The following is a 22,227-nucleotide window of genomic DNA, read 5'->3' as shown; positions in this document are numbered from 1 at the left end:
GGTGGCCGGCGCAGCGAAGTAAAGGAGGAGAACCGGCGCAGCCGGTTCGGGGGACATGAGCGGAGCCGGCCACCCCGCTCGCCGAGGACCGGCGTCACCCGGAGAGAGAAAAAACTCAGACGGAGAGAAGCGACCGCACCGCCTGATGCAACCGCTGCCGAGGATCGGCCAAGGCATCCACGATGCTGAAGTGGTTGAGGCCCGGAAGCGCCTCACACACCGGCACCACCCGCTCACCCCAAGCCGACTGGATCAACCGGTTGTGGCGCAGGAACTCGCTGCTCTCCAGCGCCCCCACCATGGCCGTCAACTGCCCACGCCCCTCGCGCACCAACGGCGCGGGCAGACGCGACGGACTGGCCTTGGCCACCTGCTCCGCCGACAACCGCAAAGACGCCTGCACCGATGGCGTGTGCATCACCGGCTCCAGGTCGTACAGACCCGACATGCCCAGCGCGTTCTTCACCAAAGCCAGCGGCAGGTCGTCCCCCACCAGCGACCAGTCGCACGCCAGCATCATCGCCGCGAGATGAGCACCGGCCGAATGCCCCACCACCGTGATGCGGTGCGGGTCCCCACCATGCGCCCCGATGTGGCGGTGCACCCAGGCCAGCGCACGCACCATCTGCAAGGTGATCTCGGGAATCGTCACCGCCGGGCACAGCGCGTAGTTCGGCACCACCACACAGGCCCCGCGCTGCACGAACGGCGGCGCGATGAAAGAGTGGTCGGACTTGTCCAGGCTGCGCCACCAGCCCCCGTGGATGAACACCAGCACCGGCGCCGGTGGTTTGCCGGCCTGGCGCGGCGCGGGAAAAATGTCCAGCGTCTCGCCCGCCCCATGGCCGTAGCTCACATCGATCAAGGCACGACCACCTTCACGGGCCACCGCCGAGTCGCGCGCCCAACGCTCGAAATGCACCGGGTGTTCCGGCACCCGGGCCCGGTTGTTGTACTCGCGCTCGAGCCATTCGGCGTCGTAGGGGGCTGTGGTCTTCATCGCGCGCATTGTGTCATGGGGTTTTTGCCAAGAATGTGACCCATTGCCATGCCGGGCACGTATCCTGCCGGCACCCTTTCATCCCCATCCCCAGGCCCGCACGTGAACACCGACACCACCAGCACCCCACCCCTGCCCACCCGCATCGCCGTGCTCGGCATCGGCATGATGGGCTTTCCCATGGCGCGCCGCCTCTGCGAAGCCGGCTGCCAGGTCAGCGTGTGGAACCGCTCGCGCGCCAAGGCCGAGCGGCTCCAGCCCTTCGGCGCCACCGTGGCCGACACGCCCGCCGAGGCCGTGGCCCAGGCCGACCTCGTGATCACCCTGCTCGAACACGGCGGCGTGGTGGAGGACGTGCTGTTCCAGCAAGGCACCACCGCCGGCCTGCGGCCCGGCACGCTGGTGGTGGACATGTCGTCCATCCAGCCGCGCCAGGCGCGCGAGCACGCGGCGCGGCTCGCCGGCCAGGGCGTGCGCCACCTCGATGCGCCGGTGTCGGGTGGCACGGTCGGCGCCGAGCAGGGCACGCTGGCCATCATGGCTGGCGGCGAGGCGGCCGACTTCGAGCGCGCGCTGCCGGCGTTCGAACTGCTGGGCAAGGCCGTGCACGTGGGGCCGCACGGCGCGGGCCAGCTCGCCAAACTGGCCAACCAGATGATCGTGGGCATCACCATCGGCGCGGTGGCCGAGGCCCTGCTGCTGTGCGAGAAAGGCGGCGCCGACATGGGCAAGGTCCGGCAGGCCATCAGCGGCGGCTTCGCCGACAGCCGCATCCTGCAGGTGCACGGCCAGCGCATGGTGGAACGCGACTTCACCAAGCGCGCCGCGATCGCGGTGCAGTTGAAGGACATGCGCAACGCGCTGGCCACGGCCGCAGAGATCGGCTTCGAGGCGCCGATCACCGGCCTGTTCGAGCAGCTCTACGCCCAGGCCGGGAACCACGGCCTGGCCGACATGGACCACGCCGCGCTGTTCGTCGAATTGGCTCGCCGCAATGGCATGAACTGAGCGTTCTTGCTACCATTTCGGCCTCTGGGGACGTAGCTCAGCTGGGAGAGCGTCGCGTTCGCAATGCGAAGGTCGGGAGTTCGATCCTCCTCGTCTCCACCACCCTCCTCTGGCCGCCTGGTTCCGTCATCGCGTCGCTGTTCAGGCTTCCAGAAAAAACTGGCTCGGTGTCTGCCCGAAGTGCTTGCGGAACATGGCCGCGAAGGCGCTCGGGCTCTCGTAGCCGAGCGCGAGCGCCACGTCGATGACCTTCTCGCCGGTGGCCAGCTGCTCCAGCGCGCGCAGCAGCCGCGCCTGCTGTCGCCACTGGGCGAAGGTCATGCCGGTGTCCTTGATGAAGAGACGCTGGATGGTCTTCACGTCGATGGCCAGGCGCCGTGCCCAGTCGGCCATGGTGGACGGGTCGTCCGGCCGGCGTTGCAGCACCGCGGCGATCTGAAGCAGCCGGGGGTCGGTGGGCATCTGCAGGTACAGGGGCAGCACCGGCAGGGCCCGCAGCTCGTCGAGGATGAGGCGCATCAGGCGGCCGTCGCGCGTGCCTGGCGCGTAGGGTTGCGGCACGTCCATGGCGGCGCGGATCAGCTCGCGCAGCAGCGGCGAGATGGCGACGGCCTGCGTCCTGTCCATCAACCGGGGCGCGGCCTTCGGCGCCACCATGAGGCTGCGCATGTGCACCTCGCCGACGCAGCGGATCTCGTGCGTCATGCCCCTCTGCATCCAGATCGCGCGCGTGGGCGGCACCACCCAGCGGCCGGCCTCCGCCTGCACCACCATGACGCCGCGCACGGCATAGATCAGCTGGTGCTTGGCGTGTGCGTGCGGTTCGATGTGCCAGCCCGAGGGGTAGTCGGTCGAGCGCGCGAAGATGGGTGAGTTCTGCGCGTCGATCGCGTCCAGCACGTCGGAAAGGGCCGGGGGCCGGGGTGAGATGGCCATGTCGCTTTTGAGATGGTTGTTGGTCATTCAGCGCGAGACAGGCGTTGCCGCCTCCACCACAATTCTGACAGGCCCTTCCTGCCTGATCCTCTGCCGGACCTTCATTTCATTCACGTATGCCAACGCACCCCGCCCTCGCCTCCAGCCCTGCCCGAAATTCCATGGCCACGCAGTGGCTGCTGAACATCGGTCACGCGATCGACCACATGTTCCTGCTGATTTTTGCCACCGCCGTGACGACGATCGCGCACGAGTTCGGCGTGGCGCGCTGGGAGGACCTGATGCCGTACAGCGTGGCGGCCTTCTTTTTCTTCGGCGTGGGCTCGCTGCCCTCGGGCAAGCTGGGCGACCAGTGGGGCCGCCGCCGCATGATGCTGGTGTTCTTCTTCGGCATGGGTGGCGCGGCCCTGCTGGTGAGCGCGACGCAGACGCCACTGCAGATGGCGCTGGCGCTGGCGCTGCTGGGCTGTTTCGCGTCGATCTACCACCCGGTGGGCATTCCCATGCTGGTGCAGGGCGCGCCGCGCCCGGGCTGGACCATCGGCATCAACGGCCTGGTGGGCAACCTGGGCGTGGCCGTGGCGGCGGTCGCCACCGGCTTCCTGGTGAAGTACTTCGGCTGGCGCATGGCATTCGCAGTCCCGGGCGCCCTGTGCCTGCTGTTCGGCGTGGCCTTCGCGCTGCTCGCCACGCGCGAACAGGCCGCGCCCGCGAAGAAGAAGTCCGCCACCACCGTGGCGCCGGCCGATGTGTCCATGGCCAGGCTCTTCCTGGTGATGACCATCGCCGCCACCAGCGGCAGCCTGTTGTTCAACTTCTCGACCAACAGCAACTACGAGCTGCTGAGCGATCGCCTGCAGGCCCTTCTTCAGGACCCGGCGCAGATCGGCCTGCTGCTCGCCGCGATCTACGCGGTGGCCTCGTTCACGCAGTTGCTCGTGGGGCACCTGATCGACCGGGTGGCGCTCAAGTCGCTGTACATGAGCATCATCGCGGCGCAGGCCGTGCTGCTGGGCTTGTCGATGGTGCTGGACGGCTGGGCCTTCTACGCCGTGCAGTTCCTCTTCATGGCGACGATCTTCGGCGCCATCCCGTTCACCGACGCGATGATCGTGCGCTTCGTCGACGACAGCCTGCGCTCCCGCGTCTCGGGCATGCGCCTGGCGGTGTCGCTGGGCGCGAGTTCGCTGGCGGTGTGGCTGATCGGTCCGGTGGTCAAGCAGGCCGGCTTCACCGCCCTGCTCGGTGTGATGGCGGCCACCTCGGTGATCACGCTGCTGATCTTGAGCCAGCTGCCGTCCACGCCCGCCCCCACGAGCACGGGTCACGCGCCTTGATGGAGAGAGAGTGCCTCAGCCCTGTTGCACGTCCAGCGCGCCCTCGATGCCCTGCTTGCGCAGCACCGCGCGCTGCACCTTGCCGGTGGCGGTCTTGGGCAGGGCCTCCACGAACTTGACGAAGCGCGGCTTGGCAAAGCGCGGCAGTTGCCCGCTGGCGATGCGCAGGATCTCCGCACCGTCCAGCGTGGCGCCCGCCTTGGGCACGAGCGCGAGCATGACCTCGTCTTCGCCACCCGGCACGTCCGAGGGCACGGCGTAGGCGGCCACTTCCTCGATGCCCGGCAGCGCGGCCACAACCTCTTCCACTTCGGTGGCCGAGATGTTCTCGCCGCGCCGGCGGATGCAGTCCTTGATGCGGTCCACGAAGGTGACCAGGCCGTCTTCCCGCATGGTGCCGGCGTCGCCGGTGTGGAACCAGAGGTTGCGCCAGGCCTCCACGGTCTTGGCCGGGGCATTGAAGTAGCCGGCCATGAAGCCGAAGGGCACCTTGGGGCGCACGAGGATCTCGCCCATCTGGCCCGGCGGCAGGGCCTCGTCGGTCTCGGGATCGGCGATGCGCACCTCGAAGTGCTGTTCATGCGTCCAACCCGCCGCACCGGGCACGGAGCGGCCGATGCGGCCCCAGATGGGGATGTTGACCTCGGTCATGCCGAAGCCCGAGACGATGTCTTTCACGCCGAAGCGCTCGCGGAAGGCGGCCTCGTGCTGGGCCAGGTTCGGGGCGGTGAGCACGGCGCGCAGCGAGTGCTCGCGGTCCTGCGCCGAGGGCGGCTGGTGGATGATGAAACCGGCGGTGGCGCCCAGCAGGTTGGTCACGGTGGCACCGTGTTCGCGCACGTCGGCCAGCCAGGCGCTGGCGCTGAAGCGGCGGCGCACGAAGGCGGGGATGCCGGCCAGCAGCGTGGCGCCCAGCTGCATGAGCAGGCCGTTGGCGTGGAACAGCGGCAGGCTGACGTAGTAGCGGTCCTGCGCCGTGAGTTCCACGCACTGGATCGTGCCGATGCCGTAGAGCGCGCAATGCGCGTGGGGCATGAGCACGCCCTTGCTCGGTCCGCTGGTGCCCGAGGTGTACATGATGCAGGCGATGTCTTCGGGCGCGGGGCCGGGGCCGTCCCAGTCGGGCTGCTGGGCCCAGTCCGGCCAGGCGAGCACCTGCCAGCGCTCGGGCAGCCTGGCGCTGGACGGCCCGCCCACCACGATGACGGTGCGCAGGTCGGGCACCTCGTCGGCGATGTCGGCGAGCGCGCCGAGCAGCTCGGCATCGACCACCACGCAACCCAGCGCGGAGTCGACGAGCTGGTGCCGCAGGAAAGTGGCGCGCAGCTCGGTGTTGAGGAACACGGTGGTGGCGGCCAGGTGGGCCAGCCCCATCCATGCGGTGGCGAAGTCGCAGCCGTTGAACATGAACACGCCGACGCGGTCGGCGCGCCGCACGCCCAGGCGCTCGAAGAAGCCGGCCGCGCGCAGGCTGTGGGTGTGCGCCTGCCCGAAGCTGAGGCTCGCGCCCTCGCTGTCGGTGAGCCAGGGGGCGTCGGGCGACCGGGTGGCCCGTTCCTTGAGCGCGGCGCTCAGCAGCCAGCGGCGGGGGTTGTGGATCTCGCTGTACATGTTCGGTGGTGTCGGGGGTGGGTCAGGGTGGTGTCGGGAGGTCGAAGGGATGCGTGGTGACCCAGGCCATGTCTTCCGGCCGCACCATGACGGAGAGGCCGTTCCACATGCCTTCGATCTCCGCCTTGGAGAGCCGCGCCTGCGCCTGCCCGATCAGCGCGATCTGCCGCTGCGTGAGCAAACCGAGCAAGGCCTGCCCGTCGGCGGTGAGGTAGTTCTGGCGCACGCGGCGGTCTTCGGTGCTGTAGCGCTGTTCCAGCAGCCCCATGGTGGTGAGCTGGTTGGTGGTGCGCGAGAGGGCCTGGTTGCTGATGCGCAGCAGCGACATCAGCGAGCCCACGGTGATGCCGGGCGTGCGTCCCGCGAAGTGGAGCACGCGGTGGTGGGGACGGCCCAGGCCGTGGTCCATCAGCACCTGGTCGGCGATATCGGCCATCTGCAGGTGCACGAAGAACACCAGTTCCAGCGTGCGCATCGCGGCGCGCTCGGCGTCCAGCCCCGGCGCCTGGGCCTGCGTGTCGGGGGCCGCTTTGGGTGGGCGGGTCCGGCGGGTCTTGGGGGCGGTATCGGCCAGGCTCACGGGTGGGTTTCCTTCCACAGTTGTTGCAACCAGCCTACATGATGCAGCGCCTGGGCGGGCTCGGGTTCGAGGGTGGTCCGCATCAGGCTGTTCCAGCGGTTGAACCAGCCGAACAAGGCCACGATGGAGACGATCTCGATCAGCTCGTCCTCGGCGAAGTGCCAGCGCGCCTCGTCGAACGCCTGGCTGGCATCGCCCACGGGCAGCGTGGCGCCCGCGCTGGCGATGCGCAGGGCCGCGCGTTCGCGTTCGCCGAAGTGCGCGCTGTCGAGGTACTCGGGCAAGGCGGCCAAGGCCGCCCAGCCCACGCCCGCGTGCTGCGCGGCGTGCACCACATGCACGGCGCTGTAGGCGCAGCGCGCGCCCCGGCAGGCTTCGGCCCCCAGCAGAAAGCGCAGGCCGGGCTCGATCAACCCATCGCCGCGCAGCGTGGTCTGCACCAAGCCCAGCACCGCCGGCAGCACGCCGGGCTTGCGCGCCATGGTGAGCAGGGCGTGGGGCCGGTAGCCGACGAAGTTCACCAGGTCTTCGAGCTGCGGGTTCTGCGAGCGGGGATCGTCGGCGGCCAGCGGGGCGGCGCGCGCGGTGTTCGGCAGGTTCATGCGGGGATCTCGTGTTGCAGGCCGGAGAGCATGGCCTCCAGCCGGTCGTCGATCTGGTCGCGGCCGCCGCTCCACACCACGCGCCCGCTGTCGAGCAGGCAGAAGCGTTGCGCGACGCGCCGGGGCACGCGGAAGTTCTGCTCCACCAGCAGCACCGACACACCGGCGCGGCTCACGAACTCGATGGCCGCCACGATCTGCTCGATGATGACGGGCGCGAGCCCTTCGGTGGGCTCGTCCAGCAGCAGGTAACGCGGGTTGGTGAGCAGCGCGCGGCCAATGGCCAGCATCTGCTGCTCGCCGCCGGACAGCGACGTGCCCTGCGCCAGCCGCCGTTCGCGCAGGCGCGGAAACAGGGCGTACACGCGCTCGATGGTCCAATGCCCGGGCGGATGGCTCAGGCTGGCGAGCAAGAGGTTTTCCTCGGCGCTCAGGCCGCTGATGATGTCCCGGCTGTCGGGCACGAGCGCGATGCCGCGCCGGCTCGAATCGGGCAGCGACAGGCCCGTGATGTCCTGGCCATCGAGCTCGCGCTGCCCCTGCCACAGGGGAATCTGCCCCATCATCGCGCGCAGCGTGGTGGACTTGCCCGCGCCATTGCGGCCCACCAGCGCGAGCACTTCGTTGGGCGCGCAGGCGATGGAGACGCCGTGCAAGGCCTGCGCCTTGCCGTAGAACACGTCGGCGTTCTTCAACTCAAGCATGGGCCACCTCCTGGCGGTTGTCGTCGCCCAGGTAGGCACGCTTCACGCGCGGGTCGGCGCGCACTTCGGCGGGCGTGCCTCGCATGAGCACCTCGCCACCCATCATCACGACGATCTCGTCGGACAGCTTCATGACCACGTCCATGTTGTGTTCCACCAGCAGCACGGTGCGGTGCTCGCGCACGCGTTCGATCAGCTCCAGCGTGGCGGCGATCTCGTGGTGCCCCACACCGGCCAGCGGCTCGTCCAGCAGCAAAACGCGCGGGTCGGCCATGAGCGCCAGGCCGAGTTCCACCGCGCGCTGGCGGCCGTGGCTGAGCGTGGCCACGGGCCGGTCCAGCACGTCGGACAGACCGACGACGGACGCGACCTCGCGCGCCCGCTCGCCCAGCTCGCCCCACCGGTCCACCGGCCGCCAGAAGGGCTGCAGGCGAAAACGCGGCGGCTGCGCGGCCACGCGCAGGTTCTCGAAGGTGGTCATCTCCTGGAAGATGTTGATGATCTGGAAGCTGCGCCCCAGGCCCCGGCGCGTGCGCGCGGCGACCGAGAGGCGCGTGATCTCATCGCCCCAGAGTTCGATGCGGCCGGACTTGAGCGGCGCGCGGCCACTGATGGCGTTGAGCAGCGTGGTCTTGCCCGCGCCGTTGGGGCCGATGAGGCCCACGGTCTTGCCCGTGGGCACGTCCAGCGCCACATTGTTGAGGGCGACGAAGCCGTCGAACTCGACCGTGATGCCCGAACACGCGATGGCTGGCGCCTGGGTGGGGGTGTTCATCGTTGGCTCCACCAGTGCAATGCGGTACCGGCCAGCCCCTTGCGCAGAAAGAGCGTGCACAGGATGAACACCAGGCCCACCAGGCCGTACCAGTAGTCGGAATAGGCCGCGAGCACTTCGCGCAGCACCTCGAAGAACGCCACGCCGACGATGGGGCCGAGCAGCGTGCCGCTGCCACCGAGCAGTGTCATGATGAGAACGTCGCCCGAGGTTTTCCAGTTCAACATCTGCGGGCCGGTGTACATCATCAACGAGGCCAGCAGGCCGCCGGCGACGCCCGAGAGCGCACCGGAGACGGCCATGGCGGACTGGCGCAGCGGCCGCACGCCAAAACCGAGCTGCTCGGCGCGCACCGGGTTCTGCCGCACCGCCTGCCAGGCCTGCCCCAGCGGCGAACGGCGCAGCACCCAGCAAGCCAGCACCATGGCCACGAACACCACGTACACGACCCAGAAGAAGTTGGCGTTGTGGAAGAAGTCGATCTCGCCCCAGGCCGGCCGCGCCACGCCGGGCAGGCCGTCCACCCCGCCGGAGAGACCGCGCAGGCGCGTGAGCATGAGGATGGACATGAGCTCGGCCAGCATCAGCGTGAGCAGTGAGAAGAACAGGCCGGTGATGCGGCCGCCGATCAGGCTCACGGCCCAGGCGCAGGCCGCGCCCAGCAGCGCGGCGGCCACCAGACCCAGGCTGAATGGCAGGCCGCCGTGCATCTGCGCCCAGGCCATGCCGTAGGCGCCCATGCCGAAGTAGGCGGCGTGGCCGAAGGAGAGGATGCCCGTGGTGCCGAACACCAGGTCGTAAGCCAGCGCGAAGATGGACCACACCATGACCAGGCAGGCGACGAAAAGAATGCCCTCGTCGCGCGTGCCGATGCGCAGTGCCACGAGGATGGCCATGGCCAGCAGGCACAGCCGGATGTCCAGGCGTTCGATACGGCTCATGCGAGTCGCTCCTTCTTGCTGAAAAGGCCCTGCGGCCGCAGCAGCAGCGTGGCGATGAGCACGGCGTAGGTCAGCGTGTCGATCCAGTCGGGCAGGTATTGCTGGCCAAAGGCGCGGGTCATGCCGATCAGCAGCGCGCCCACCATGGCGCCGCGGATGTTGCCCAGGCCACCGATGATGACCACGATGAAACAGTCCAGGATGATGGTGCCGCCCATCTGCAGCTGGATCGGCAGCATCGGCCCGGCCATGGCGCCGCCCAGGCCGGCGAGCGCCGCGCCCACGGCGAACACCGCCGTGCGCACGCGGTCCACACGCACCCCCAGGGTGGCGGCCATCAAGGGGTGCGTGCTGCACGAACGGATCACCAGCCCGATGCGCGAGCGCTCGATGCCCAGCAGCAGCACGGCCATGGTGGTCGCGCCGACGGCGATGACGAACAGGCGGTAGCGCGAGACGTCCGTGTCGAACAGCGCGACGCTGCCCGACAACCACGGCGGCACCGCGATGCTCTTGCCGCTCAGCCCCCAGGTGGCGCGCACCACTTCTTCCAGCACAAGAATGAGCCCGAAGGTGATGAGCAGCTGGAACTCGTGCGGCGCCGAGTAGATGGGCCGCAGCGTGAGCCGCTCGATCAGCACCCCCACCAGCGCCAGCAGCACCGGCACCAGGGCGATGGCCCACCAGAAACCGGCCCACCACGCGATCTGGAACGCCAGGTAGGCCCCCAGCATGTAGAGCGCGCCGTGCGCGAAGTTGATGATGCGCAGCATGCCGAAGATCAGCGTCAGCCCCGCGGCCAGCAGGAACAGCAGCATGCCGATGCTCAGACCGATGACAAAGGTGGACATGGAGGTTGCTCGCTCGCCGGTGCGGGCCCGCTCATTGGCAGGGCTTGAAGAGGTCCTGCGCGGTGAAGGTTTCGGTGACCTTCATCGTGACGGGTGGCTGGCCCGCGCCACCGGCGACGGCGGTGCCGAACAGGCCCACCTGCTCGGCCTGGTTGTCGCAGGCGCGCATGCGCTTGGCGCCCTCCACCGAGTCGTTGCGCACGCTGTTCCTGAACGCGTCGACCCACTTTTCCTTGTCCCACACGCCGGTGCTCTCGACCACGTCGAGCCACCAGCTCATGCCGTCGTAGGCCTCGCCCGCGTACTGGCTGGGCAGCTCGCCGTATTTCGCGCGGTAGGCGGCCACGAAGCGCTTGTTGCGCGGCGTGTCCTGGGTGAAGTGGTAACGCAGCGTGGAATGCACACCGAGCGCGCCGCCAGCGCCGACCGACTGGCCCTGTGTTTCGTCCATCAGCATGGTGCCCATCACCTTCATCTTGCTCGCCAGGCCCACGTCGCCGCCCTGCTTGAGCGAGGTCACGGTGTCGCCGCCCACCACGATGAGCGCCAGCCCGTCGGCGCCGGACTTCATCGCCTTGTCCAGCAGGATCGCGTAGTCCTTGGTGCCGATCGGCGTGAAGTCGATGCCCGCGATCGCGATGCCCTTGCTCTCCATGTCGGCCTTGAGCGAGGCCCACATGTCGCGGCCCACCTGGTAGTCCGACACGATGCCGTAGACCTTCTTCACGCCCTGGCGCTTGGCGAACTCGCCGATCATGCGGTTCTCCATGGCCACGGTGTTGGAGGTGCGGAAGGCGTAGCGCGTCTTGTCGGCACCGGTGATGCGGTCGTCCGCCGAGAGCGTGATGATCTGCGGCACCTTGCGCTGCTCGGTGAGTTTCATGATCGCCAGCGTGGAGCCCGAACTCACCTCGCCGAACAGGGTGTGCGTGTCGCGCGCCAGGACGCGCGTGGTCTTCTGCACCGCCACCTGGGTGGACGTCTCGGTGTCTTCCCACACCGCCTCGATGGGCTTGCCCAGCACGCGGTTGTTGCGCTCCTCGAAGGCGATGGTGGCGCCTCGGCGCATGTTCTCTCCCACGATGCCCCAGGCGCCGCTGAGCGGCACGATGCCTGCGATGCGGAAGGCGTCCTGCGCCAGAGCGGACGCGCCGCCCAGCAGGCAGCCCGCCGCCAGCGTGACCAGGCGCACACGCGATGCAAGTGTTCGATTCATGACTTGTCTCCTGTTTGTGATGCCGTGTTCCGGTTCGACGCGTGTCGATACACCCGATATCAAGATATACCAACATTGTTGTTATATATCCGTTGGTTGGCATAAGCACCGGGGTTTTCCCGGAGCTTGGGTGATGGTGCGCCCGGACCGCCGATTAACATGGCCCTCGCCCCATCCACCTCCACCCCCCAAGGATTCGCATGGCTTCAGAGACAACTTCCAAGATCGCCCTGGTCACGGGCGCGGGCAGCGGTATCGGCCGCGCCGTGGCGCTCGGCTTGTTGAAGGACGGTTACCACGTCGTGCTCACCGGGCGCCGCCCCGAGCCGCTGGCGGCGGTGGCGCAGGCGGGTGGGCCCAACGCGGTCGCCATCCCCGCCGACGTGCGGGACGAGCACAGCGTGCAGGCGCTGTTCGATCAGATCGAGCAGCGCTTTGGCCGGCTCGACGTGCTGTTCAACAACGCCGGCGTGAACGCCCCGGCCGTGCCCATGGACGAGCTGCCGGTCGAACGCTGGAAAGACGTGATCGACACCAACGTGACCGGCGTCTACCTCTGCGCCCGCGCCGCCTTCGGCCTGATGCGCCGGCAGAACCCGCAAGGCGGGCGCATCATCAACAACGGCTCGATCTCGGCCCACGCGCCCCGCCCGTTCAGCTGCCCCTACACGGCGAGCAAGCACGCGGTGCTGGGCCTGACCAAGACCATCGCCCTGGACGGCCGGCCCTACAACATCGTGTGCAGCCAGATCGACATCGGCAACGCGCTCACCGAGCTCTCGGCCCGCATGACGCAGGGTGTGCGCCAGGCCAACGGCACCATGGCCACCGAACCCATGATGGACGTGGCGCACGTGGCCGAGGCCGTGCGCTACATGGCGGGCCTGCCGCTGTCCACCAACGTGCTGAACATGACGGTGATGGCCAGCCAGATGCCTTTCGTGGGCCGGGGCTGACGGCCCCTTCCTACACACCATACGGACGGCGCCGACACGCGCCGCGCGCGGGGCGCGGACACTGGCGGCATGCCCACCCCACTCACCTACACGCAGGAAGACACCCCCGGCTGGACCCGCGTGCGCCGCGGCAAAGGCTTTGCGTATGTGAGCGCCACCGGCCGCGCGATCCGCGACGCCGCGCAGCTGGACCGCATCAAGCGCCTGGCGATTCCGCCCGCCTACACCGAGGTGTGGATCTGCCCCAGCGCGCGCGGCCACCTGCAGGCCACGGGGCGCGACGCCCGGGGCCGCAAGCAGTACCGGTACCACGCCGAGTGGCAGGCGCGGCGCGAGCAGCAGAAGTTCGACCGCATGCGCGAGTTCGGCCGCACCCTGCCGCGCATTCGCCGGGCGGTGACGCGCGACCTGCGCAGCCGCGAACTGACACTGGACACCGTGGTGGCCGCCATCGTGCGCTTGCTGGACCGCACCGCGCTGCGCGTGGGCAATGAGGCCTACGCGGCAGAGAACGGTTCGTTCGGCCTGACCACGCTGCGCGACCGTCATGTGCGCACGCGCGCGGCCAGCCTGGAGATCCGCTTCCGGGGCAAGAGCGGCGTGGAGCAAACTGCGCGGCTCACCGACCCGGCCACCGCCCGCATCGTGCAGCGCTGCCAGGAATTGCCCGGGCAGCACCTGTTCCAGTACATCGACGACGCCGGGCGGCGCCGGCCGGTGCGCTCACAACACGTCAACCAATACCTGCGCCGCGTGAGCGGCCACGGCTTCACGGCCAAGGATTTCCGCACCTGGCACGCCAGCGTGCTCGCGTTGGAACTGGCCGCCGGGGTGACGCTCTCGGCACCCGGGGATGAGGCGGCGCCCACGCGCGCCACCGTGGTCGAGGTGGTGCGCCAGGTGGCCCACCAGATCGGCAACACGCAGGCGGTGTGCCGCCGCTTCTACATCCACCCGGCGGTGCTGGAGGCGGTGCTCGAAGGCCCGGCCAGGAAAGAAGAGACAACCGCCGGCACCACCGAAAGCGCGCTGCTGCGACTGCTGTCGCGCCGCAAGAGGCAGAAAGCTCAGCCTTCGTCGCCGTCGGCCAGCAGAGCGCGCCAGACCAGCGCCCCGATGGCCGCACCGACCAGGGGCGCCAGCCAGAACAGCCAGAGTTGATCCAGCGCGATGGACGGGCCGAACAGCGCCGGGCCGGTGCTGCGCGCCGGGTTCACCGACGTGTTGGTGACCGGGATCGAGATCAGGTGGATCAGGGTCAGGCACAGGCCGATGGCCAGGCCGCCGAAGCCGGCGGCCGCGCGTTTCGCGGTGGCGCCGAGGATGACGAGCAGGAACACGGCGGTAAGCACCACTTCGGTCAGCAGCGCGGCCGTCATGTCGTAGCCGCCGGGCGAGTGCTCGCCAAAGCCATTGGTCGCGAAACCGCCCACTTCAAAGCCCGGCTTGCCGGTGGCGATGAGGTACAGCACGCCGGCCGCGGCCACGGCACCCAGCACCTGCGAGACCACATAGCCCGGCAGCTCGGCCGCGCGGAAGCGGCCCCCGAGCGCCAGGCCCAGCGAGACCGCCGGATTGAAGTGGCCGCCGGAGATCGGCCCGAAGGCGTAGGCGCCGGTCAGCACCGTCAGGCCGAAAGCCAGGGAGACGCCGACGAAGCCGATGCCGAGCTGCGGAAAGGCCGCCGCCAGCACCGCGCTGCCGCAGCCGCCGAACGTGAGCCAGAACGTGCCGAGGAACTCGGCGGACCATTTTTTCAGGTTGCTGTTTTTCATGCTGCTTGGAGGCGAGTCGAGAGGCAGCGAAGATAAGCAGGCGAGAGAGCCCGCGCAAGCCGATTAACAATGATTTGACACACACCCGCGCCCGGCGCTCCATCCCGCCCCTTGTTGACTTTTGAAATACCCAGGCATGGCCTTCACGCTGCACCCGTTCTCCGACATCCCGACCGAAGACTGGATGAGTCTCCTGAATCACCCGGACGTGATCCGCCACATGCCACTCGCTGATGGCCATTGGACGCGGGACGCTGCCGCGGACTGGGCCAAGGGCAAAGACGCGCAATGGCTGGAGCGTGGCTATGGGCCGTGGTCCATCCGGGTGGACGGCCAGTTTGCAGGCTGGGGCGGTTTTCAGCGCGAAGGCGATGAGGCCGACCTCGCGCTGGTTCTGCTGCCGGCCTACTGGGGACACGGTGCCGAGATGTTTCGCGGCTTCATGAACCGCCGGGCGGAACTCGGCATTGGCGCGGTCAGCATTCTGCTGCCGCCGAGTCGTTCTCGAACCCGGGGCCTGGCCAGACTCGGCTTCGCCCCGGATGGCGAACTGACGTACGAAGGCCAGCGTTTCCTGAAATTCCGGGCCTTGGGCTGATGCGGGCCGAAGGCCGGCCGCCGCTGCGGGCCGTCGGGCGTCAGGAGGCCGGCGTCAGGTTGCCGCCCAGCACCTTCCACAGCGCCACGCGGTTGGCCTGTTCGGACTGCCGCAGGGCGATCAAGGCCTGCTGCGCGGCGTACAGGCCGCGTTGCGCGTCGAGCACGGTGAGGTAGTTGTCCACGCCCGAGGTGAAGCGCGCTTCGGAGAGTTCGAAGGCGCGCGCGTTGGCGTCCACCACGGCCTGCTGCGCCGCCAGGCGGGCCTCCCATTGCGCGCGTTCGGCCAGCGCGTCCGAGGCTTCGCGAAACGCGGTCTGGATGGCTTTTTCGTACTGGGCCACCGCGATGTCGCGGTTGGCCTGGGCCACGTCGACCGAGGCGCGCGCGGCGCCGCCGTCGAAGATGGGCCAGCGGATCTGCGGCACGAAGCTCCAGGTGTTGTTGCCGCTGCCGAACAGGTTGTCCAGCTCGCGGCTGCCGGTGCCGATGCTGGTGCTCAGGCTGATGGTGGGGAACAGCGCGGCGCGCGCCGCCGCCACGTTGGCCGACAAGGCCTGCAGGTTGTATTCGGAGGCGCGCACGTCGGGGCGCTCGAGCAGCAAGGACGACGGCAATTCGGCCGGCAGCGCCATCAGCGCGGCGGGCGCGGCCGCCGGCTCGGCACGCAGGGTCTCGGCGGTGGGCAGCCATTCGCGGCGCAGGCCGCTGCCCACCAGGGCTTCGAGGGCGTTGCGGTCCTTGGCGACCTGGGCCGTGAAGGCGGCCACGTCGCCGCGCGCGGTTTCCACGGTGATGCGGTTCTGCGCCAGCACCAGGCCCGAGGTGCCCCCCAGCTGGTGGATGCGCTCGGTGAGCTGGTAGGCCTTTTCGCGGCCGGCCAGGGTGTCGCGCGCCAGGGTCAGGCGGGCTTCGTTGGCGGCCAGGTTGAGCCAGGCGTTGGTGACGTCGGCCACCAGCGTGATGCGCACGTTGCGCTGGTTTTCCTCGGACTGCAGGAACTGCTGCAGCGCCGCCTCGTTGAGGTTGCGCACGCGGCCCCAGAAATCGAGTTCGAAGCTGGTGATGGCGAGTTGCGCGGTGTACTGCGTGGAGGTGGTGGACTGGCCATTGCTGGCGAGGTCGGCCGCGGTGCGGCTGCGGCTGCCCTGCGCGGTGGCGGCGACGGTGGGCAGCTGGGCCGCGCTGGTGATGCCGTACTGCGCGCGGGCGCGCTCGATGTTGGACAGGGCCACGCGCAGGTCGCGGTTGTGGGTGAGCGCCTGCGCGATCGACTGGCGCAGGCCCGGGTGCTGCACCCAGGCCAGGCGCTGCGAGGTCTGCACGGCGGCGGCGCTGGCGTCCACCACGGCCAGCGGCTGGCCCAGCGTGGGGGCGACCACGCCTTGCACGTCGGGCTTGGCCGGGGGTTGCACGGCGCAACCGGCCAGCAACAGGAGCAAGGCGCCGACGGTGGCGGCCCGCTGGAAGGGGGGGGTCGTCATGGGGTGCATCACGCTTCTCCTCCTTGGTGCGACAGCGCGGGCGTGGCCAGGGGCGGCACGGCGGCGGCGGCCTTCGCGCGCCTGCGCTGCACCCAGCTGCGCACCAGCAGGAAGAACACGGGCACGAAGAACAGGCCCAGCGAGGTGGACAGCACGGTGCCTCCGAGCACGGCGGTGCCGATGGCCTGGCGGCTGGCCGCGCCCGGGCCGGTGCCCAGCGCGAGCGGCAGCACGCCGAAGCCGAAGGCCAGCGAGGTCATCAGGATGGGGCGCAGGCGCCGGCGCACCGCCTCCAGCGTGGCGTCGAAGATGCTGCGGCCCTGGTCCTGCAGCTGCACCGCGAACTCCACGATCAGGATGGCGTTCTTGGACGCCAGCCCCACGGTGGTCAACAGCCCCACCTGGAAGTACACGTCGTTGGACATGCCCCGGAAGTACGTGGCCAGCAAGGCACCGACGATGCCCAGCGGCACCGCGAGGATGACCGAGAACGGCACGCTCCAGCTTTCATAGAGCGCGGCCAGGCACAGGAACACGAAGAGGATGGAAATGGCGTACAGCAGCGGCGCCTGCGCGCCCGACTGGCGCTCCTGCAGGGACGCACCCGTCCATTCGTAGCCGATGCCCACCGGCATCTCGGCCATGATGGATTCGACCGCGCGCATCGCATCGCCCGAGCTCACGCCGGGCGCCGTGTTGGCGATCATCTCCATGGCCGGCGAGCCGTTGTAGCGCAGCAGCTGGGGCGCGCTGCTGGTCCAGGTGGTGGAGGTGAAGGCCGCGAGCGGCACCATCTCGCCGTTGCGGTTGCGCACCGTCCACTTGCCGATGTCCTGCGGCAGCATGCGGTAGGGCGCGTCGCCCTGCACGTAGACGCGCTTGACGCGGCCGTTGTGCACGAAGTCGTTGACGTAGGAGCCGCCGACGGCGCTGGAGAGCACGTTGTTGATGTCGTTGGTGGACAGGCCCAGCGCGGCGGCCTTGCGGTCGTCGATCACCACCTTGAGTTCGGAGGTGACGTCGAAGTCGGTGGTGCGCATGTTGGTCAGCGAGGGGTGCTGGCCGGCCAGCTCGACCACGCGGTCCTTGGCCGCCCGCAGCGCCTCGTTGCCCAGGCCGTTGATGTCCTTGAGCATGAAGTTCACGCCGGCGTCCGAGCCCAGGCCGCGCACGGCCGGCGGCATGGAGACGAAGATGCGCGCCGCGCGGATGCGCGAGAGGTCGCGCGTGGCCTTGCGCGAGATGGCCTCGGCGCTCTGCTCGGGGTTGGGGCGTTCGTCCCAGGGCTTGAGGCGCACGAAGATGTTGCCCGAGCTCTGGTTGCCGCTGTTGCCCGCGATGGAGTTGACGCGCAGCACATCGGGCTGGGCGTTGAAGTAGCGGGTGATGTCCTGCAGAACGGTTTCGAGCTGCGCGTCCGACGAGCCGGCCGGCAGCGTCACGCTGGCGGTGATGAAGCCCTGGTCTTCCACCGGCAGGAAGGAGGTGGGCAGCTTCTGGAACAGGAACACCACGCCGCAGACGAGCAGCGCGAACAGCAGCATCACGCGCTTGCTGCGCAGCAGCAGCTGGCGCACCGCGCCCTGGTAGCGGGTGGAGTTGCGGTCGAAGCCGGCGTTGAACCAGCGGAAGAAGCGGTCCACCCAGCCCAGCATGCCTTTGCGAGCGGGCGCGCCCTCGTGCAGGTGCTCGGTGGGTTTGAGGATGGTGGCGCACAGGGCCGGCGTGAGCGAGAGCGCCACCAGCACCGAGAACGCCATGGCCGAGACGATGGCGACCGAGAACTGCCGGTAGATCACGCCCACCGAGCCCGAGAAGAAGGCCATCGGGATGAACACCGCCGAGAGCGTGAGGCCGATGCCCACCAGCGCGGGTGTGATCTCGGCCATGGACTTGATGGTGGCCTCCTTCGCGGGCAGACCCTCCTGGTGCATCACGCGCTCGACGTTTTCCACCACCACGATCGCATCGTCCACCAGCAGGCCGATGGCCAGCACCATGGCGAACATGGTGAGCATGTTGATGGAGTACCCGAGCACCGAGAGCACGCCGAAAGTGCCCAGCAGCACCACCGGCACGGCGATGGCGGGGATCAGCGTGGCGCGCAGGTTCTGCAGGAAGATGAACATCACGATCACCACCAGCACCATGGCCTCGGCCAGGGTGACGGCCACTTCCTTGATGGAGGCGCGCACATAGGGCGTGGTGTCGGAACTGATGACGCCGGTGATGCCGTCGGGGAAGAAGGGCGCGAGTTCGGCCATCTTGGCGTTGACCGCCGTGGCCACGGCCATGGCGTTGGCGCCGTCGGCCAGCACGATGCCCAGGCCGGCGCCGGGCTGGTTGTTCAGGCGGGACTTCACCGTCAGGTTGTCGGCGTCCAGCTCGACCCGGGCCACGTCGCCCACGGTGACGAGCGAACCGTCGGCGGCTGCCTTGAGCACGATGCCGCGGAATTCGTCCACCGTCTTGAGCTTGGTGCGCGCCGTGATGGTGGCGTTGAGCATCTGGTCCTTCACCGCGGGCAGCGCGCCGAGCTGGCCGGCGGAGACCTGGGCGTTCTGCGAGTTCAGCGCCGAGACGATGTCCGAGGGCATCAGCGCGAACTGCTCCAGCTTGCCCGGGTCCATCCAGATGCGCATGGCGTAGCTGGTGCCGAACACGCTCACGTCGCCCACGCCGTCGATGCGCGAGATCACGTCGACCACGTTGCTGGTGATGTAGTCACCGATCGCCACCTGCGTGACCGTGGGGTCGGGCGAGGTGAAGACGTAGGTCATCAGGTTGTCCTGACCGCCCTTGTTCACGAACACGCCCCGGCTCTTCACCGCCTCGGGCAGCCGGTTCATGGCCGTCTGCAGCTTGTTCTGCACCTGCACCTGGGCCACGTCGATGTCGGTGCCGGGGGCGAAGGTCAGCTGCGTGCGCGAGCGGCCGGCGGAGTCGCTGGTCGAGCTCATGTAGAGCACGTTGTCGATGCCCTTGAGCTGCTGCTCGATCACCTGGGTGACGGAGTCGGCCACGGTCTCGGCCGAGGCGCCGGTGTAGATGGTGTTGATCGAGACGCGCGGGGGCGCGATGTCGGGGTACTGCTCCAGCGGCAGGGTGAAGATGGACATGAACCCCGCGAGCATGACCACGATGGACAGCACCCAGGCGAAAACGGGACGGTGAATGAAGAAGTGGGCCATGGTGCTGCGTGTGGAGTCCGGTTTGCTCGAAGGGGGCCGGGCTCACCCGGTCGGGGGTGGCCCGTGGGTCGCGCTCAGGGCTTGGGTGGGGCGGAAGCCGCCGGGATCTGGCCCGCCTGGCCGCCCTGCCCGGTGGGTCCGCCCTGCCCGGTGGACGCGGCGGGCTTGTCCTCCACCACGCGGTTGCCTTCCACGCGCATCGCCAGCGGCGTCACGGTCTGGCCGACGCGGGCTTTCTGGAAGCCCTCGACCATCACGCGGTCGCCCGCCTTCAGGCCTTCGAGCACCAGCCACTGGGCGCCCAGGGCCTGGCCCAGCCGGATCGGCCGCTTCTCGATCTTGTTGTCGGCGTTGAGCAGCTGCACGCTGGGCTTGCCCGCCGGGTCGCGCTGCACCGCCTGCTGCGGCAGCACGATGGCGTCGCTGGCCTCGCCGGTGGACAGGCGCGCGCGCACGTACATGCCGGGCATCAGCAGGCGGTCGGGGTTGGGGAACACCGCGCGCAGGGTGATGGCGCCGGTGGTCTGGCTCACGGTGGCGCCGGTGAACTGCAGTTTGCCCGCGTGCGGGTAGCGGCTGCCGTCTTCCAGCGCCAGGCGCACCGGGGCGCCGCCGGCCTCGACCTTGCCGAAGGTGCCGGCCTGCCACTGGCGCCGCAGCTCGAGCAGTTCCGAGCTGGACTGCGTGATGTCCACATGAATGGGGTCGAGCTGGCTGATGGTGGTCAGCGCCTGGGCCTGGTTGGCGGTGACCAGCGAACCGGGCAGCACCGCGGAGAGGTCGATCTGGCCGCCGATGGGGGCCACGATGCGGCTGTACTGCAGGTTGATGCGGGCGTTTTCCAGCGCCGCCTGGGCCACGGCCACGTCGGCGGCCGACTGGGCCACCTGGGCCTGGCTTTCGTCGAACACCTGGCGGCTGATGGCGTCGATCTTCACCAGCTCGGCGTTGCGCTCGGCGTTGGTGCGCGCGGTCTGCGCGGAGGCGCGCGACTTGGCCAGGGCCGCCTCGGCGCTCTTGACGGTGGCTTCCAGCGTGCGCGCGTCGATCTGGTACAGCGGCTGCCCGGCCTTGACCACCGAGCCCTCGGTGAACAGCCGCTTCTGCAGGATGCCCGAGACCTGGGGCCGCACTTCCGCGCTCTGCGAGGCCCGGGTGCGGCCGGCCAGTTCGGTGCTCAGCCCCTGGGCCTGCACCACCACCGTCAGGTAGCCGACGCTGGGGGCGGCCGGGGCGGCGGCGGGCGCCTTCTTGTCGCCGCAGGCGGCCAGCGCGAGCACCGCCGCCCCCACCAGGGCCAAGGTCCAGCGCCGTGTGCCGGGACGCTGTCGAACCGGAGAGGGAGCGGTGGCGGACAGGGCGGCGGGGGACACCCGGCGTGGCTCATCGGATGCAGCGAAGGTCAATGGCATGGAAGTCGGGGCGGGCTGTGGGGTGGAGACGCGGTGGGGCAAGCGGCGGTTGCGACCGCAACATGCCATTGTGCGCATGCAAACATGTCTGGAATGTAAACGCACTCGAAGCGCTCCAAAAAAGCCCGGTTCCGAGAAAAACCGCAAAAACGTCAAACCCCTTTGCGGCAGATTCTTCCGCCGGCCGGCACCGGTTCCCCGGCGGTCCGTTGGCACGCGCCCTGCCCCGCAAGGATTCGCCGAGCCCTTTCAACCCCCACCGGGAGCACGCCATGGCCAGCAGCCGCACACTCGAAAAACAGGCATCCATCCATGCAGAGCAGGACCGCCGCGACCAGCGCAAGAAACGCGCCCCCGCCGCGAAGAAGCGCCCGCCCCAGACCGGTGCGCGGGCCCAGCCCACGAAAATGCCCGAACAGCACCTCGATGCGGACGACCAGGAGTCTGATCTGGAATTGCGGCCACGGTTCCTGGCGCCCGACTACCTGGGCAGCCAGAAGCTGCAGGGACAGGCGGCGCTGATCACCGGCGGCGACTCCGGCATCGGCCGGGCGGTGGCGGTGCTTTTCGCGCGCGAGGGCGCCGACGTGGCGATCGCCTACCTCTCGTCCTCGGAAGACGCCGAGGAAACCCGGCGCCATGTGGAGGAAGAAGGCCGGCAATGCCTGGTGCTGCAGGGCGACGTGAAGGACCCGGCCTGGTGTGAGGCAGCGGTGAACGAAACCGTGAAGGCCTTCGGCAGGCTGGACATCCTGGTGAACAACGCGGCGTTCCAGAAGCACGCCGAATCCATCGAGGACATCGACGACGAGCGGCTGAAGGAAACCTGGGACACCAACCTGGGCGGCTACTTCCGCATGACACGCGCCGCCCTGCCCCACCTGAAGGAAGGCGCCTGCATCATCAACACCGGCTCGGTCACCGGACTGCGCGGCAGCGCCCACCTGCTGGACTACGCCGCCACCAAAGGGGCCATCCACGCCTTCACCAAGTCGCTGGCGAGCAACCTGCTGCCGCGCGGCATCCGGGTCAACGCCGTCGCGCCCGGCCCGGTCTGGACCCCGCTCAACCCGCGCGATCAGCCGGCCGGGAAAGTGAAGGATTTCGGGGAAAAGACCGACTTCCAGCGCGCCGCCCAGCCCGAGGAGCTTTCGCCGGCCTACGTCTTTCTGGCCTCGCCCTGCTGCTCGGGCTACATCACCGGCGTGGTCCTGCCCGTCACCGGCAGCGTGGACGCGATCTGAGCGCGGC

The 22,227-nt window shown here is 69.2% G+C and carries 20 protein-coding genes and 1 tRNA gene; 7 read left to right on the top strand and 14 right to left on the bottom strand.

Annotated elements, in window-relative coordinates:
• Positions 1-115: 115 nt before the first annotated feature.
• On the bottom strand, positions 116-1,000 hold the full coding sequence (locus AC1Q9M_RS09010) for an alpha/beta hydrolase (RefSeq protein ID WP_382323731.1): 885 nt from the start codon (positions 998-1,000) through the stop codon (positions 116-118).
• A 102-nt stretch (positions 1,001-1,102) separates the two neighbouring features.
• Between AC1Q9M_RS09010 and AC1Q9M_RS09005 the strand changes: the two genes are divergently transcribed.
• Complete coding sequence (locus AC1Q9M_RS09005) at positions 1,103-2,008, top strand: NAD(P)-dependent oxidoreductase (RefSeq protein ID WP_444688188.1); 906 nt, start codon at positions 1,103-1,105, stop codon at positions 2,006-2,008.
• A gap of 26 nt (positions 2,009-2,034) precedes the next feature.
• Positions 2,035-2,110, top strand: a tRNA-Ala gene (locus tag AC1Q9M_RS09000).
• A gap of 39 nt (positions 2,111-2,149) precedes the next feature.
• Here AC1Q9M_RS09000 and AC1Q9M_RS08995 read toward each other — a convergent pair.
• Positions 2,150-2,971 (bottom strand): AraC family transcriptional regulator, encoded by an 822-nt coding sequence (locus AC1Q9M_RS08995; protein ID WP_444688189.1) that lies wholly within the window; start codon positions 2,969-2,971, stop codon positions 2,150-2,152.
• 134 nt (positions 2,972-3,105) lie between these two features.
• Here AC1Q9M_RS08995 and AC1Q9M_RS08990 point away from each other — a divergent pair, with 134 nt between their 5' ends.
• Positions 3,106-4,281: an MFS transporter gene (locus AC1Q9M_RS08990; RefSeq protein ID WP_492433390.1), complete on the top strand. Its 1,176-nt coding sequence runs from the start codon at positions 3,106-3,108 to the stop codon at positions 4,279-4,281.
• A gap of 15 nt (positions 4,282-4,296) precedes the next feature.
• On the opposite strand, the gene AC1Q9M_RS08985 is transcribed toward AC1Q9M_RS08990, so the two are convergent.
• From AC1Q9M_RS08985 to AC1Q9M_RS08950, 8 genes are read right to left on the bottom strand one after another with little or no spacing between them, the layout of a single operon-like run.
• Positions 4,297-5,892 (bottom strand): AMP-binding protein, encoded by a 1,596-nt coding sequence (locus AC1Q9M_RS08985; RefSeq protein WP_382323729.1) that lies wholly within the window; start codon positions 5,890-5,892, stop codon positions 4,297-4,299.
• A 22-nt stretch (positions 5,893-5,914) separates the two neighbouring features.
• Positions 5,915-6,472: a MarR family winged helix-turn-helix transcriptional regulator gene (locus AC1Q9M_RS08980; protein WP_382323728.1), complete on the bottom strand. Its 558-nt coding sequence runs from the start codon at positions 6,470-6,472 to the stop codon at positions 5,915-5,917.
• Entirely contained in the window at positions 6,469-7,074 is a 606-nt protein-coding gene (locus AC1Q9M_RS08975; protein WP_492433388.1) for a carboxymuconolactone decarboxylase family protein, read from the bottom strand. Before AC1Q9M_RS08975 ends, AC1Q9M_RS08980 begins: the two co-directional genes overlap by 4 nt.
• The gene (locus tag AC1Q9M_RS08970) at positions 7,071-7,778 is read right to left on the bottom strand and encodes an ABC transporter ATP-binding protein (protein WP_382323726.1); all 708 of its coding nucleotides are present in this window, start codon (positions 7,776-7,778) and stop codon (positions 7,071-7,073) included. Before AC1Q9M_RS08970 ends, AC1Q9M_RS08975 begins: the two co-directional genes overlap by 4 nt.
• Entirely contained in the window at positions 7,771-8,553 is a 783-nt protein-coding gene (locus tag AC1Q9M_RS08965; protein WP_444688191.1) for an ABC transporter ATP-binding protein, read from the bottom strand. The genes AC1Q9M_RS08970 and AC1Q9M_RS08965 overlap by 8 nt, the downstream gene beginning before the upstream one ends.
• A complete protein-coding gene (locus tag AC1Q9M_RS08960) occupies positions 8,550-9,494 on the bottom strand; it encodes a branched-chain amino acid ABC transporter permease (RefSeq protein ID WP_444688192.1) in 945 nt (314 codons plus the stop codon). Before AC1Q9M_RS08960 ends, AC1Q9M_RS08965 begins: the two co-directional genes overlap by 4 nt.
• Positions 9,491-10,345, bottom strand: a complete 855-nt coding sequence (locus AC1Q9M_RS08955) for a branched-chain amino acid ABC transporter permease (RefSeq protein ID WP_444688193.1) — start codon at positions 10,343-10,345, stop codon at positions 9,491-9,493. Before AC1Q9M_RS08955 ends, AC1Q9M_RS08960 begins: the two co-directional genes overlap by 4 nt.
• A gap of 31 nt (positions 10,346-10,376) precedes the next feature.
• Entirely contained in the window at positions 10,377-11,561 is a 1,185-nt protein-coding gene (locus tag AC1Q9M_RS08950) for an ABC transporter substrate-binding protein (RefSeq protein WP_444688194.1), read from the bottom strand.
• 200 nt (positions 11,562-11,761) lie between these two features.
• On the opposite strand from AC1Q9M_RS08950, the gene AC1Q9M_RS08945 reads away from it, so the two are divergent.
• Both AC1Q9M_RS08945 and AC1Q9M_RS08940 read left to right on the top strand, forming a co-directional pair.
• Entirely contained in the window at positions 11,762-12,517 is a 756-nt protein-coding gene (locus AC1Q9M_RS08945) for an SDR family oxidoreductase (RefSeq protein ID WP_492433384.1), read from the top strand.
• Between the two features lie 69 nt (positions 12,518-12,586).
• Complete coding sequence (locus tag AC1Q9M_RS08940) at positions 12,587-13,678, top strand: DNA topoisomerase IB (RefSeq protein WP_492433382.1); 1,092 nt, start codon at positions 12,587-12,589, stop codon at positions 13,676-13,678.
• Here the strand turns inward: AC1Q9M_RS08940 and aqpZ are convergent.
• Positions 13,585-14,292, bottom strand: coding sequence for an aquaporin Z (aqpZ, locus tag AC1Q9M_RS08935; RefSeq protein WP_492433380.1), 708 nt, complete (start codon positions 14,290-14,292; stop codon positions 13,585-13,587). The two genes, AC1Q9M_RS08940 and aqpZ, sit on opposite strands and share 94 nt — an antisense overlap.
• A gap of 136 nt (positions 14,293-14,428) precedes the next feature.
• On the opposite strand from aqpZ, the gene AC1Q9M_RS08930 reads away from it, so the two are divergent.
• The gene (locus AC1Q9M_RS08930) at positions 14,429-14,890 is read left to right on the top strand and encodes a GNAT family N-acetyltransferase (protein WP_492433378.1); all 462 of its coding nucleotides are present in this window, start codon (positions 14,429-14,431) and stop codon (positions 14,888-14,890) included.
• 40 nt (positions 14,891-14,930) lie between these two features.
• Here the strand turns inward: AC1Q9M_RS08930 and AC1Q9M_RS08925 are convergent, their stop codons facing one another.
• The 3 genes from AC1Q9M_RS08925 to AC1Q9M_RS08915 form a co-directional block, all read right to left on the bottom strand.
• Positions 14,931-16,373, bottom strand: a complete 1,443-nt coding sequence (locus AC1Q9M_RS08925) for an efflux transporter outer membrane subunit (RefSeq protein WP_382323718.1) — start codon at positions 16,371-16,373, stop codon at positions 14,931-14,933.
• Between the two features lie 8 nt (positions 16,374-16,381).
• Complete coding sequence (locus AC1Q9M_RS08920) at positions 16,382-19,564, bottom strand: efflux RND transporter permease subunit (RefSeq protein ID WP_382323717.1); 3,183 nt, start codon at positions 19,562-19,564, stop codon at positions 16,382-16,384.
• A gap of 74 nt (positions 19,565-19,638) precedes the next feature.
• Positions 19,639-20,856: an efflux RND transporter periplasmic adaptor subunit gene (locus AC1Q9M_RS08915; protein ID WP_492433416.1), complete on the bottom strand. Its 1,218-nt coding sequence runs from the start codon at positions 20,854-20,856 to the stop codon at positions 19,639-19,641.
• Between the two features lie 392 nt (positions 20,857-21,248).
• Here AC1Q9M_RS08915 and AC1Q9M_RS08910 point away from each other — a divergent pair, with 392 nt between their 5' ends.
• Positions 21,249-22,220 carry an SDR family oxidoreductase gene (locus AC1Q9M_RS08910; RefSeq protein ID WP_382323715.1) on the top strand — a complete coding sequence of 324 codons (972 nt, stop codon included), beginning with the start codon at positions 21,249-21,251 and terminating at the stop codon, positions 22,218-22,220.
• Positions 22,221-22,227: the final 7 nt, after the last annotated feature.

It is taken from the genome of Hydrogenophaga sp. GW823-FHT04C09 (assembly GCF_058796355.1).
This window is presented reverse-complemented; position numbering and strand designations above follow the sequence as displayed.